12 protein-coding genes are annotated in these 12,655 nt (G+C 40.5%); 7 read left to right on the top strand and 5 right to left on the bottom strand.

Annotation, left to right across the window (positions count from 1 at the left end; genetic code table 11):
* Nucleotides 1-29: 29 nt before the first annotated feature.
* Both O9324_RS02480 and O9324_RS02475 read right to left on the bottom strand, forming a co-directional pair.
* Nucleotides 30-854, bottom strand: a complete 825-nt coding sequence (locus O9324_RS02480) for a hypothetical protein (protein WP_288139392.1) — start codon at nucleotides 852-854, stop codon at nucleotides 30-32.
* Between the two features lie 400 nt (nucleotides 855-1,254).
* A complete protein-coding gene (locus O9324_RS02475; RefSeq protein ID WP_288139391.1) occupies nucleotides 1,255-2,022 on the bottom strand; it encodes a DUF6816 family protein in 768 nt (255 codons plus the stop codon).
* Between the two features lie 35 nt (nucleotides 2,023-2,057).
* On the opposite strand from O9324_RS02475, the gene era reads away from it, so the two are divergent.
* From era to O9324_RS02450, 5 genes are all read left to right on the top strand, one after another.
* Nucleotides 2,058-3,014, top strand: coding sequence for a GTPase Era (gene era, locus O9324_RS02470; RefSeq protein WP_288139390.1), 957 nt, complete (start codon nucleotides 2,058-2,060; stop codon nucleotides 3,012-3,014).
* A gap of 171 nt (nucleotides 3,015-3,185) precedes the next feature.
* Nucleotides 3,186-3,863, top strand: a complete 678-nt coding sequence (locus tag O9324_RS02465) for a uracil-DNA glycosylase family protein (protein ID WP_002765122.1) — start codon at nucleotides 3,186-3,188, stop codon at nucleotides 3,861-3,863.
* 3 nt (nucleotides 3,864-3,866) lie between these two features.
* Nucleotides 3,867-4,412: a 16S rRNA (guanine(966)-N(2))-methyltransferase RsmD gene (gene rsmD, locus O9324_RS02460; protein ID WP_002765123.1), complete on the top strand. Its 546-nt coding sequence runs from the start codon at nucleotides 3,867-3,869 to the stop codon at nucleotides 4,410-4,412.
* Between the two features lie 545 nt (nucleotides 4,413-4,957).
* Nucleotides 4,958-6,262 carry a threonine synthase gene (gene thrC, locus O9324_RS02455; RefSeq protein ID WP_002750866.1) on the top strand — a complete coding sequence of 435 codons (1,305 nt, stop codon included), beginning with the start codon at nucleotides 4,958-4,960 and terminating at the stop codon, nucleotides 6,260-6,262.
* A 106-nt stretch (nucleotides 6,263-6,368) separates the two neighbouring features.
* On the top strand, nucleotides 6,369-6,644 hold the full coding sequence (locus tag O9324_RS02450; protein ID WP_287628021.1) for a MoaD/ThiS family protein: 276 nt from the start codon (nucleotides 6,369-6,371) through the stop codon (nucleotides 6,642-6,644).
* Between the two features lie 212 nt (nucleotides 6,645-6,856).
* Here the strand turns inward: O9324_RS02450 and O9324_RS02445 are convergent, their stop codons facing one another.
* The 3 genes from O9324_RS02445 to O9324_RS02435 all read right to left on the bottom strand — a co-directional run bounded on the left by O9324_RS02445 (nucleotide 6,857) and on the right by O9324_RS02435 (nucleotide 8,112).
* Nucleotides 6,857-7,132: a hypothetical protein gene (locus O9324_RS02445; protein WP_002742806.1), complete on the bottom strand. Its 276-nt coding sequence runs from the start codon at nucleotides 7,130-7,132 to the stop codon at nucleotides 6,857-6,859.
* Nucleotides 7,133-7,134: 2 nt separating this feature from the next.
* Entirely contained in the window at nucleotides 7,135-7,314 is a 180-nt protein-coding gene (locus O9324_RS02440) for a hypothetical protein (RefSeq protein ID WP_002765124.1), read from the bottom strand.
* A gap of 330 nt (nucleotides 7,315-7,644) precedes the next feature.
* Nucleotides 7,645-8,112, bottom strand: coding sequence for a DUF29 domain-containing protein (locus tag O9324_RS02435; protein WP_002765125.1), 468 nt, complete (start codon nucleotides 8,110-8,112; stop codon nucleotides 7,645-7,647).
* Nucleotides 8,113-8,322: 210 nt separating this feature from the next.
* Here O9324_RS02435 and O9324_RS02430 point away from each other — a divergent pair, with 210 nt between their 5' ends.
* Nucleotides 8,323-11,076, top strand: coding sequence for a class I SAM-dependent DNA methyltransferase (locus O9324_RS02430; RefSeq protein ID WP_288139389.1), 2,754 nt, complete (start codon nucleotides 8,323-8,325; stop codon nucleotides 11,074-11,076).
* Between the two features lie 296 nt (nucleotides 11,077-11,372).
* Nucleotides 11,373-12,536: a pyridoxal phosphate-dependent aminotransferase gene (locus O9324_RS02425; RefSeq protein WP_288139388.1), complete on the top strand. Its 1,164-nt coding sequence runs from the start codon at nucleotides 11,373-11,375 to the stop codon at nucleotides 12,534-12,536.
* Nucleotides 12,537-12,655: the final 119 nt, after the last annotated feature.

Below are 12,655 nucleotides of genomic sequence, written 5' to 3'. Positions count from 1 at the left end.
TTAAGCAAGATGAGTTTTTTCTACAATAATTATAGCATTTTACCCGTACATAACCAATATAAGGGTTCAATCAGTCCAAAAGGTTGCCATTCTTGAGGATTTCTAATCACGGCCATTGTTCCCCCTTTACTTTGTGATTTAATCATTGAATTTGGTTCACAATATTTACCAAATACTCCGAAGGATGAAGTGGTAAAATATTCAACTTTTCCCTTGTCCTCCTGAGTCCAATTTTCTAGGATTGCATACATTTTAGGAAAGCGTCTTTGTACCAGACCACGAGGATAATCTCGATTAACCCAAAGTTCTGATAAATCACATTTCGTGACAGTAAAAGCGATACGACAACCTTGCGGGTTACGCTGTGTTAAATCTGTAGTAAATTTTTCTAAAGACTTAGCATATACCTCATCTTCTCGATGAGATGTTCCATCTATTGGTAAGAAATATCCACCTATATCACTAAATAAATCATCATAATATTCTGTGAAGCTATGAGATGATGAAAACTTTCTAATATCTCTCAAGAGACTATCTGGCATATCGTAGATACCAAATGAAACTTCTTCTGTATTTTTAGCCCAAAATAATCCTTTTATTTCCAGAGTAATAGTAAAACTATATAAAGGATGATCGCAAAAGCTATGGTATAATTTTCCTGCTTCTAACATCACTTGCTCTTTTAAAATGTTTTCTGCCTCATCACTCAATTGTTTTGCAAACGGATCACTCGGTGTTACTTGACAAGATAAGACCTTTTTAGATTTTACCTGATGTTTTTGATGATAAGCTAAAGACGCAAGATAAGTGCTTAATCCTGCTGCATAAGAACCTATACCTATGATATTAGTCATAACATTTACCTCACAGAAATAATGCGTTAAAAAAAGGTTGAACAACTAGACGATTAACCCCACCTACAAACCCATCAAAGACCAATTCAAGAAAAAGAAACTTAGCTCACATTGAGCAGTTAATGGCGGTGGGAGCCTCGCTTTCTTGGCTGAGTAAAAGACAGTATAAATGAACTTCCCCGTTGACAAAAGGCCATAACATCTGCTGTAGGAGGGATTAAGAGTATTCAAGCAAATCGTCCCCAAGTCCTTCAATAAAGTCCGAAAACTAGGCCCGGGAAAGTTCTCTTAATTCCTTTTGGACATAATCTTAGGTTTTATGGCTAGGATTGTCTCTTGTCTTTTTTCTCCTCCTGTCTCCTCATCTAAGGGAAGATTGTTGATTTTTACAGGAGTTCTATTAATCTTTCAGCAATTCTAGGCGATAACGATACAAAGCTACAGGACGATTCGGCGCTTGGAAATAATCAGGGGATTGGGGGGAAAGATAAATGGCTGTCACCTGATCGCCTAGAATTTTATTAGGAGATAATAACTCATAAGCGGTGGTGGTTTCCACCTCATTAAGATAAGTATTGGTTTCTCCCCGGAAAATTTGTTGACTAATTTCTGTGGCAATAAATTGATTTCGGCTAGGAGTTTCGCTATTTCTGGCAATTACCGTGGAAATTAGTTGATGAGCGCCCCGTAAAAAGGTAATCTGACGATTGGGATTATTGGGGTCAGTTTTTACCGATAATACCGATTGACTACCCAAATAGGCGCGACTAATTGCTAAACCATTAAAGGATCGATCGGCCACAATTGATGGTTTACTGATAATAGTCGATAAAAAGGCCGCATTTATCGGTCTGGAAATAGCTTTCTCGATGAATCTCACCGGAAACTCGATCGATTTTTCTAGGTAACGACGATTACTTTCAAAACCAGGTGTGATAATCTGGGGAGCAAGAGGAGCGGTTAAATCGATTAGGGTACTGGTGACAGTCCAACTGCCTACCATCCAATCGGGATAAACTAAATCTCCACTGGCAAAACTAACCACTGGTTTAGTCATCCAGCGAGGATAATTAGTTAAGCGATCGCTTAAATTTCCTGCCATAGATAATTCTAAATGGTTACTACAGCCTAGAATCAATACTAACAAGAACAAAATTATCCTTTGCATGGGTAAAAATATTTTTTAAGTAATATTCTTTAATTATGAACGATTTGATCAACTCCCAAGCCTTTAATCTCGATTCGGCAGTAATTCCCATCGCACCCACTGGTTTTAAATCGGGTTTTATTGGTATTATTGGTCGTCCTAATGTGGGCAAATCCACCCTGATGAATCAATTAGTGGGAGAAAAAATCGCCATTACTTCCCCCATCGCTCAAACTACCCGCAACCGTTTACGCGGCATTGTCACCAGCGAGCGCTCCCAGATGATTTTTGTCGATACCCCTGGCATTCACAAGCCTCATCACGAATTAGGCAAAGTTTTAGTTAAAAATGCTGAAAACGCCATAAATTCTGTAGATTTAGTTTTATTTGTTGTCGATAGTAGTAATTTTTTGGGCGGTGGCGATCGCTATATCGCCGATTTACTGACTAAAAACCAAACTCCCACGATTTTAGGGCTAAATAAAGCCGATCAGCAACCGGAAGACCCGGAGCCTATCGACGATAGTTATCGTACCTTAGCGGCGGAAAATAACTGGCCTCTGCTCAAATTTTCGGCACTGGAGGGGACAGGAATCGCAGAACTGCAAAATCTGTTAACTGATTCCCTCGAAGTCGGTCCCTACTACTATCCCCCCGATTTAGTCACCGATCAGCCGGAAAGGTTTATTATGGGCGAATTAATCCGCGAACAGATTTTACTGCAAACCCGTCAGGAAATTCCCCATTCTGTGGCGGTGGTGATTGAACGCGTCGAGGAAACTCCCGCTTTAACCAAGGTTTTTGCCGCCATTAACGTGGAACGAGCTTCCCAAAAAGGGATCGTCATCGGTAAAAATGGCAGTATGTTAAAAGCGATCGGCTCTTCCGCTCGCTCGGCTATTCAAAAGTTAATCGCCGGGGAGGTATATTTAAAGTTATTTGTGAAGGTAGAACCGAAATGGCGACAATCTCGCTCACTTTTAGCAGAATTTGGCTATCGCACCGAGGAGTGAATTGGGGTGTAGGGTGTGACCCCCCCAACCCCCCCGACATCGGGGGGGCAGGGGGGTGTGGGGTGTAGGGTGTGGGGAGAAGCTTTTTTCAGTGAACTGAAAACTGATAACTGATAACTGATAACTGATAACTGAAAACTGATAACTGAAAACTGATAACTGATAACTGAAATGACCGATATTAAAACCCTAATTAAACAGGTACACCAAGAGGCAAAAAAAGAGGATTTTCCCATCGATACCCTGATTTACCAAGAGGCAAAAAAAGACCCCTTTGAACCAGTTTTGTATGCTGGTAATCTTGCTAGTCAGTTATGCTTTTTTGGCCGGGATTTAGGACGAGATGAAGTGTATGCAGGACAACCTTTGATCGGGGCTGCCGGTAGAATGGTAAGAGAGGGATTTTTTCAAGCTTGGCAGGGGAGAAAATCCCATGATCGTCAAGAGCTATTATCGGTATGCGATCGAATTTTCCTAACTAATACAGTTCCCTACAAACCCCCGGGTAATAAAGCTTATTCTGGGGAAGTGAAAGATCGTTTTCGTCCATTTATAGAAAAACTGCTCGTTTTTTATTGGCAAGGTGATCATATCATTCCCCTTGGCACGGAAGCTTTTAAATGGTTTGAACCCTACGGTAAACCCAAAGAAGTGGATAAATTCTATCTTGATAAAGAACGCTTTACCAAAAAACTCCTAGTTACCCTTACCGCTACCGATGAACAGGGATTAAAACAGCAAAAAAAAGTGACTTTATTGCCTCTCCCCCATCCCTCTCCTCTCAATCAAAGATACTATGCTCTTTTTCCTGATTTATTACAAAAAAGATTAACTGAATTTGCCTTTTAACCGATGAGAATTTACGGCAATCGTCCCATAAAAACCCTAGCAGGACAATTAACCCGTCCGACGACAGCAAGGGTGCGAGAAGCTTTATTTAATATCTGGCAACAGAAATTATCCGGCTGTCGTTGGTTAGATCTTTGTGCGGGTAATGGTTCCATGGGTGCGGAAGCTTTATGTCGAGGTGCCAGTCTAGTAATCGGAATTGAACAATCAGGACGCGCTGGCGAAATTATCAAGGAAAATTGGCGCAATTTAGCAACTTCTCACCAGCAATTCCAAGTAATTCGGGGAGATGTACTGACAAAGTTAGCCACTTTAGCGGGGAAAAGTTTTGATTTAATTTATTTTGATCCTCCCTACGAAAGCGGGTTATATTTACCGGTACTAACTGCCATCTCTCAATCTAATTTATTAGATTCTCTGGGGGAAATTGCCGTGGAACACAATCCCAAATCTTGGCAAGCAATTAATCTAGAAGGTTTAACCATTTGTCGTCAAAAACGCTACGGCAATACTACCTTAACTTTTTATCAAAAGGCCGATGTCTCCTGACCACTGACTCTTAAGGTTTGATCCCCCCTGTCCCCGTAGGGTTGATTCATGAATCAACCCTACCTTCCTAGGGAGAAGGGAGAATAAATAAAAATAATCTCCTGACGACTGCCGAAAATGGTCAATTTTATTGGGCAGTCCAGAAAAAATTATTATTTCTCAACAAAATCACATAATTTGTCATTTTTCTTGACAATCATCCTGAGTAAAGCGAGAAACTTTCTGGCAACCGCAGTTAATCGCCCCCTGTTTAAGCTATTTAAACAAAAATCAGAGCTTATTTCGATAAAATTCGCAGTAAATAGGCTATAGCCTCCTAAAACACTTAAATCCCTTCTCCTCGTCCTTTTTTTGACCTAAAACTACCCCGAAGTTTTCTGACACGGCAGCCCAACCATCTCCCCTTAACCCTTGCTGCTCCCCAGAATATCTCCTAGTTTTTGTATAAATTTATACCCGACAAAAATAGTCGGGTATATTTGACACCAAGATTTTGCGGGTGATAGGATGCTTGTAGATTCAGTTGACGGCAAGACAGGAAAATCATGACCCTAGCGACAAACATCAAAACCTCAAAATTCATCCCCACCTTTACCCGCTTGGTTTCTAAGGAAGGAGGGACTTCTTACCCCCTGAAAGCGCTGAATATCTGCGAAGAAACCTTTGCCCCCCTAGAAGTGGACTACGATTACGACCTCATCCGTCGCACCGTTACCAGAGAAAGCATTCAAGCAGGTCCCAATTCCATCTGGCGCTATCGTTCCTTTTTGCCAGTGGAAAGTGAAAATCCTATCGATGTGGGTACGGGTATGACTCCCCTAGTGAAATCCCACCGTTTAGCCCGGCGCTTGGGTCTAAAAAATCTCTACATTAAAAATGATGCCGTCAATATGCCCACTCTCAGCTTCAAAGATAGAGTGGTATCCGTCGCCCTTACCCGGGCCAAAGAATTAGGTTTTACTACCGTTTCCTGTGCTAGTACGGGAAATCTGGCCAATTCCACCGCCGCTATTGCCGCTCACGCCGGTTTAGACTGTTGTGTTTTCATTCCCTCCGATTTAGAAGCAGGTAAAATTCTCGGCACCCTAATCTATAATCCCACGGTCATGGCAGTCAAAGGCAATTACGATCAGGTTAACCGTCTCTGTTCCGAAGTGGGCAATACCTACGGTTGGGGTTTTGTCAACATCAATCTGCGTCCCTACTATTCCGAAGGTTCCAAAACTTTAGGCTTTGAAGTGGCTGAACAATTAGGCTGGAAACTACCCGACCATATTGTCGCACCTTTAGCCAGTGGTTCCCTCTTTACTAAGATTTATAAAGGCTTCCAAGAATTCGTTAAAGTCGGTTTGGTGGCAGATAAAGCAGTGCGTTTTAGTGGCGCTCAAGCGGAAGGTTGTTCCCCCATTGCCCAAGCTTTCAAGGAAGGACGGGATTTTGTCGCCCCAGTTAAACCCAATACTATCGCCAAATCGATCGCTATTGGTAATCCCGCCGATGGTGTTTATGCCCTTGATATTGCCCGTAAAACTGGCGGTAATATTGAATCCGTTACCGATGCCGAAATTATCGAAGGTATTAAACTTTTGGCAGAAACGGAAGGCATTTTCACGGAAACTGCGGGCGGTACGACTATCGCTGTCTTGAAAAAATTAGTAGAAGCGGGTAAAATCGACCCCGAAGAAACCACAGTCGTTTATATCACTGGTAATGGTCTAAAAACCCAAGAAGCGGTACAGGGTTATATCGGTGAACCCCTGTTAATCGAACCGAAATTAGAAAGCTTTGAACGGGCCCTGGAACGTTCCCGCACCCTCGAACGCCTCGAATGGCAACAGGTTCTCGTCTAGAATTGATACTAAGGGATGATGGGGTGATTATCCTCTTGCCTCATCTCCACAAGCAATTTAAATTCGCGGACAGCTTACTGTCCTTTCCACTTTTTCCTTGATATCTATGGCTGTAAAAGTTCTCATTCCCACTCCCCTGCAAAAATTTACAAAAAATAAGGCTACCATCGAGTGTAGTGCTAGTAGTGTCGGTGGTTTAATCGAATCCTTAGAAGCAAGTTTCCCCGGTATTAAGGCCCGCTTATGCGATGAAGAGGGCGCACCCCGGCGCTTTTTAAATTTCTACGTCAACAGTGAAGATATTCGCTTCCTCGATGGGACAAAAACCCCCTTAAAAGATGGCGATGAAGTCAGTATCGTTCCTGCGGTAGCTGGAGGTTAACCTCCCCATAAGTTTGTTTTCCGTCAATTGTAATTAGACCCCTAGAAAGTGATGTTTTCTGGGGGCTTTTGTTTAGGTAAGTTCTAAGCTGTCCGCGCATTTAAGTAGGGAGGCACAATTATTTGTAGGATGGGTTAGCGGTAGCGTAACATGAGCGGGCGTTGGGTTTCATGCTTCAACCTAACCTAGGTTCTACACTAGCAATATTTAGTTCATTTTTCGGTATCTTTTGAGACTTTTTTATCGGATATTTTCCAAGTCCGTCCTTGACAGTAAACTTGGCCATCTTTAATCTGAACGCCAAAAACCTGACGGGCTAATTGTAAAATTTCTTTACGTTCTTCATCGGTTAAATAATCATTTCCTTTTCTTCCGCTAGGGCAGATTTTTTGGTCGCCTCCTGCTTCTAGATAACGCTGTCTTCCTTTGGCTGCAATTTCGCCAATTCTTTCGTATTCTTGCTGTTGAAGTTCTGTCGGTTTTTTCATGGTTAAAGCATCCATTCTAGGGGAATAATTTCGCCATTAGGCAATAAGTATGATCTGGGCAATGTTAGACTAGAAGTAATGATTAGCCAAGCTCCATTATCTTCATCATAGACTCTAAAGAGTAGGAGTCCCAAAGTTTCAAGAGCATTTAAGACAAGATACTGTTCTTCTGTAGGTTCCACTTTTCTCAATAATTATTGTGATGATTTTCAATTATCTGGTATAGAAATTACCCCTTTAGCAATTCTTCCCTCTGTTCCTAATGTCTTGGCAGGAATTTCTAGGTTATCGGTGGACTCTATGTAAATTAAGTAGGGAGGCACAATTATTTGTAGGATGGGTTAGCGGTAGCGTAACATAATCGGGCGTTGGGTTTCATGCTTCAACCCAACCTACGTTCATCTTATATTTAATTCCACCTACCCACTTAGAGTATTTTCGTCAATTTGAATCGGAGTTAGTCGAGTCATAAAATATTAAAAATTAACTTTTTTCTTAACTATTTCCTCTAGTCAATTGCCATAGAAGTTCTCATCTAAGATTTGCTCTGGCAAGAAAGGACAAATTTGAGGATAATCATTTTCTGGGGGAATCCGAACACCAAATTGAGCGAGTTTCCCTTCCTTAATTGCCACTTGACGAGCATCTGGATAAGCTTCCTCGATAGCAGTTTCTAGATAGGATTTGAGGGAAGGAGTATCGCGTAAGTTTTTCTGAATGCGCTGACGATGCTCAATAATAGAACAATACCAGCTATCCTTCATTGATGGCGGTGCGTCGTGCTGTACTTTTAATTTGAGCAAATGAGCCAAAAGAATCATCAAATTACTTTCTAAAGTTCTTTTTTCCGATTTTCCCAACTCGGTTAACTCCTCAATTAAGTTATCAGTATCCAGCGCAGCAAATTCCCGCTTCTGTAGGTGGCTAATTGTTGTTGCGAGCCACAATTGAAAATCTTGTTCGTAGAGAGTCTTGGACATAGCGATAAGTTTTTCGTTGGAGTCAATAACTGCACTGATAACTAAGCGGATACAATTCTCAAGGCGTTGCTAATTTCTAGCTTTCCTTGTAGTTTACCAAAAAATAACCTAAAATGGAAACTATCTATATCCCTTGCTGACTGCATCTGGCTCCCTACACCATTTTCTACTATCTTTGAGCAAACCGGCGAAAGATAAGGAGTTAAAACTATGCCTTTAAGTTGGAATGAAATTAAAAATCGCGCCATCGCTTTTCAAAAAGAGTGGGAAGGAGAGACTTCAGAAAAAGCAGAATCTCAATCTTTTTGGAATGAGTTTTTTCATGTCTTTGGCATTTCACGGCGTAGGGTAGCCAGTTTTGAGCAACCGATAAAAAAAGCAGATAATAAGCAAGGTTTTATTGATTTACTCTGGAAAGGAACGATTTTAGTTGAGCATAAATCGAAGGGGAAAGATTTAGAAAAAGCCACACAACAAGCCAAGGATTATTTTCCCAATTTAAAGGAACATGAGTTACCGCGTTATATTTTAGTCTCGGATTTTCAACGGTTTAAATTATATGATTTAGATTCGGGTAATCAATGGGAATTTGAATTAAATAATTTTGTTGATAATGTTCATTTATTTGATTTTATTGCGGGTTACGAAAAGCGAGTTTATAAAGACGAAGATCCCGTCAATATTCAAGCTGCCGAGTTAATGGGAAAACTTCATGATTGCCTGAAAGAAATTGGTTATATGGGGCATGATTTAGAAGTTTATCTAGTGCGTTTATTATTTTGTTTATTTGCCGATGATACGGGTATTTTTAACAAGGGGATTTTCTGGGAATATATCGATCTACATACCAAAGAAGATGGCAGTGATTTGGCGATGCACATTGATGCTATTTTTCAGGTTTTGAATACACCAGAAGAAAAAAGATTAAAAAATCTCGATGAGAATTTAACTCAATTTCCCTACATAAATGGCAAGTTATTTGAAGAGTCATTACCCTTAGCGGCTTTTGATAGTAAGATGCGATTCATGTTATTAGAAGCTTGTGCTTTTGATTGGGGAAAAATTTCCCCTGCTATTTTTGGTTCTATGTTTCAAGCGGTAATGAATCCAAAAGAACGACGCAATTTAGGGGCGCATTATACCTCCGAGAAGAACATTCAAAAGGTGATTAAACCGTTATTTTTAGATGATTTACACAGGGAATTTGAGAAGATTAAAGGCAATCGCAGTAAATTACTAGAATTTGAGAAAAAGATTGCTAATTTATATTTTCTTGATCCTGCCTGTGGTTGCGGCAATTTTTTAATTATTACCTATCGGGAGTTAAGAGATTTAGAGATTTTAGTATTACAGGAGTTAGATAAAACGGGGCAGTTAGTAACAGATATTAGTACCATTATTCAGGTAGATGTCAATCAGTTTGCTGGTATTGAATACGATGAGTTTGCGGTGAGGGTGGCAGAAGTGGCGATGTGGTTAATTGATCATCAGATGAATATTAAAGCTAGTAATACTTTTGGTCAGTATTTTGTCCGTTTACCATTAAAGAAAGCGGCAAAGATTGTTCATGGCAATGCCTTGCGGATTGATTGGGAGGAAGTTATCTCAAAAGAGAAGCTCAATTTTATTTTAGGAAATCCTCCTTTTGTTGGTGCGATGATTATGAACGATGAGCAAAGGAATGATATGGCTTATGTTTTCGACGGTGAGAAAGGAATAGGCGTTTTGGATTATGTGTGTGCATGGTATATTAAGGCTGCTCAAATAATTCAGGGCAATAGAATCAGGGTTGCTTTTGTTTCCACAAATTCTATATCTCAAGGGGAGCAAGTTGCCTTACTTTGGAATATTCTTTTTCAAAAATATCAGTTAAAAATTCATTTTGCCCATCGTACTTTTAAATGGAGTAATGAAGCCAAAGGAAACGCCGCAGTTCATTGTGTTATTATTGGCTTTGCAAGTTTTAATATAACAAATAAAATCCTCTTTGATTATGAAGATATTCAAGGTGAATCATTAGTTGTTCAGTCGAATAATATTAATCCCTATTTGGTTGATGGAAGTGACATCATTATTAATAACCGGAGTTTTCCTTTATCTAATGTTCCATTAATGCGTTTTGGTAGTATGCCAAGAGATGGTGGTAATTTTATTTTTACAGAACCAGAAAAAGAAGAATTTTTAAAATTAGAGCCGAAGGCAGAAAAATGGATTAAACCTTATACAGGAGCGCAAGAATTTATTAATGGTTATAGTCGCTACTGTCTATGGTTACTTGATATTTCTCCCAGGGAATTAAAGACATTACCAGAAGTCATCAAAAGAGTAGATAAGGTTAAAAATTTTAGATTAAAAAGTAAAGCCGCTTCTACTCGTAAATTTGCGGCGACACCTACTCTATTCTGTCAAATAGCACAACCTGATACTAATTATTTACTTGTTCCCCGTGTCTCATCTGAAAGAAGAAAATATATTCCCATAGGTTTTATGAATAAAAATGTGATTGGTAATGATCAAGTTCTATTAATTACTAATGCAAATCTATATTTATTCGGTATTCTTACTTCAGAAATGCACATGGCATGGGTTAAATATGTGTGTGGAAGATTAAAAAGCGATTACCGTTATTCAAAAGATATTGTTTATAATAACTACCCCTTTCCAGAAAATATCACCGACAAACAAAAACAAACCGTCGAAACTTGCGCTCAAGCTGTGCTAGATACTAGGGTAAAATATCCTGACAGTAGCCTTGCGGATTTATACGATCCTTTAACCATGCCTCCCGACTTGCTCAAAGCTCACCAAAAACTTGACAAAGCCGTTGATTTGTGTTATCGTCCCCAACCTTTCACCAGTGAATTAAACCGTATTGAATACCTCTTTGAACTCTACGAAAAATTAACCGCTCCCCTACTCCCTACCAGCAAACAAAAACCCTCGAAAAGAAAAAATCCTCAATAACAGTCAACAGTGGAAAAAACTGATCGCTTGTGTCAAGGCAGAGCCTTGACACACAATATTTAAGGCAGAGCCTTAAAGTATTCTTCAGGTAGAACCTGAAAAGAGTGTTCCCAGGTAGAACCTGGGAACAAGATATCACCCCACACCCCATCACCCCATCACCCCATCACCCCACACCCATCCCTAAGCGCCGCAATTCCGGAGATTATATAAAAAAACACCCAGAACAATCGAGGTGATGGACAATACTAAAGGTTGTGTAGGTCATCAGAAAAGCCCTTTCAGGGTAAAATACTATGAAACTAGCGTCACGAGTCAATCAAGTCACCCCCTCCCTTACCCTAGCTATCGACTCTCTGGCCAAGGAAATGAAGAGAAACGGCGAAGATGTCTGTAGTTTTAGCGCCGGGGAGCCAGATTTCGACACACCCACTCACATCAAAGCTGCCGCGAAAAAGGCCCTCGATGAGGGAAAAACTCGCTACGGACCGGCTGCCGGAGAACTGGGGTTAAGAAAAGCGATCGCCGAGAAATTGCTGCGGGATAATCAACTAGCATACAATGCCGATAATGTCATCGTTACCAATGGCGGTAAACAGTCTCTCTACAATCTAATCATGGCGTTAATTGAAGCGGGAGACGAAGTAATTATTCCCGCACCCTACTGGTTGAGTTATCCTGAAATGGTGACGTTAGCGGGAGGAACATCGATTATAGTGAACACTAGCCTAGAGAATCACTATAAAATCACCCCCGAACAGCTAGAAGCGGCAATTACACCGAAAACTAAATTATTTGTTTTCAATTCTCCCTCTAATCCCACCGGCATTGTCTATACTCCCGAAGAAATCGCCGCTTTAGCCAAAATTGTGGTTGAAAAGGATATTTTAGTGGTTTCTGATGAAATTTACGAGAAAATCCTCTACGATGGCGCAATTCACCGCAGTATCGCTTCTTTTGGCCCAGAAATCTTTCAGCGCAGTATTATTAGCAATGGTTTTGCTAAAGCTTTCTCGATGACGGGGTGGCGCGTCGGTTACATAGCAGGACCGGTGGAAATTGTCAAGGCTATGACTAAGATCCAAAGTCATAGTACCTCCAATGTCTGCACTTTTGCTCAGTACGGTGCGATCGCTGCTTTGGCGAGTCCCCAAGATTGCATCGAGGAAATGGTCAAAGCTTTTAGCGATCGCCGACAGTATATTTTAGAACGAGTGCGATCGCTCCCTGGACTCAATTGTCCTACTCCCAACGGTGCTTTTTATGTGTTTATCGATATTAGTCAAACTGGTTTAAAATCCCGGGATTTTTGTCAGAAACTCCTCGAAACCCAAAAAGTGGCTGCTATCCCCGGTATTGCTTTTGGTGCTGATGATTGTATTCGTCTTTCCTATGCTACAGACCTAAAGACGATTGAAAAAGGATTCGATCGCCTTGATCAGTTTATCAGCACTTTGTAGGATGATTACTGTGTCTGTTAGGGTGAATTTTGTTCGCCCTTTTTTTGGGTTTTCACAGCTTATGTGAGTTGCTCACCTAGAAGGCGATTCATACTAAATCTGGTTATTAAAGACTGATT

It is taken from the genome of Microcystis sp. LE19-84.1B (assembly GCF_027531875.1).
GTDB classification, from domain to species: domain Bacteria; phylum Cyanobacteriota; class Cyanobacteriia; order Cyanobacteriales; family Microcystaceae; genus Microcystis; species Microcystis panniformis.
Note: the sequence above shows the minus strand (reverse complement) of the source record. Positions and strands in the feature narration are given on the sequence as shown.

Excerpts from the sequence above, each read along its gene's own strand:
- O9324_RS02425 (WP_288139388.1), top strand. The coding sequence starts at position 11,373 with ATGAAACTAGCGTCACGAGTCAATCAAGTCACCCCCTCCCTTACCCTA.
- era (WP_288139390.1), top strand. The coding sequence starts at position 2,058 with ATGAACGATTTGATCAACTCCCAAGCCTTTAATCTCGATTCGGCAGTA.
- O9324_RS02450 (WP_287628021.1), top strand. The coding sequence starts at position 6,369 with ATGGCTGTAAAAGTTCTCATTCCCACTCCCCTGCAAAAATTTACAAAA.
- O9324_RS02445 (WP_002742806.1), bottom strand. The coding sequence starts at position 7,132 with ATGAAAAAACCGACAGAACTTCAACAGCAAGAATACGAAAGAATTGGC.
- thrC (WP_002750866.1), top strand. The coding sequence starts at position 4,958 with ATGACCCTAGCGACAAACATCAAAACCTCAAAATTCATCCCCACCTTT.
- O9324_RS02475 (WP_288139391.1), bottom strand. The coding sequence starts at position 2,022 with ATGCAAAGGATAATTTTGTTCTTGTTAGTATTGATTCTAGGCTGTAGT.
- O9324_RS02465 (WP_002765122.1), top strand. The coding sequence starts at position 3,186 with ATGACCGATATTAAAACCCTAATTAAACAGGTACACCAAGAGGCAAAA.
- O9324_RS02430 (WP_288139389.1), top strand. The coding sequence starts at position 8,323 with ATGCCTTTAAGTTGGAATGAAATTAAAAATCGCGCCATCGCTTTTCAA.
- rsmD (WP_002765123.1), top strand. The coding sequence starts at position 3,867 with ATGAGAATTTACGGCAATCGTCCCATAAAAACCCTAGCAGGACAATTA.
- O9324_RS02480 (WP_288139392.1), bottom strand. The coding sequence starts at position 854 with ATGACTAATATCATAGGTATAGGTTCTTATGCAGCAGGATTAAGCACT.
- O9324_RS02435 (WP_002765125.1), bottom strand. The coding sequence starts at position 8,112 with ATGTCCAAGACTCTCTACGAACAAGATTTTCAATTGTGGCTCGCAACA.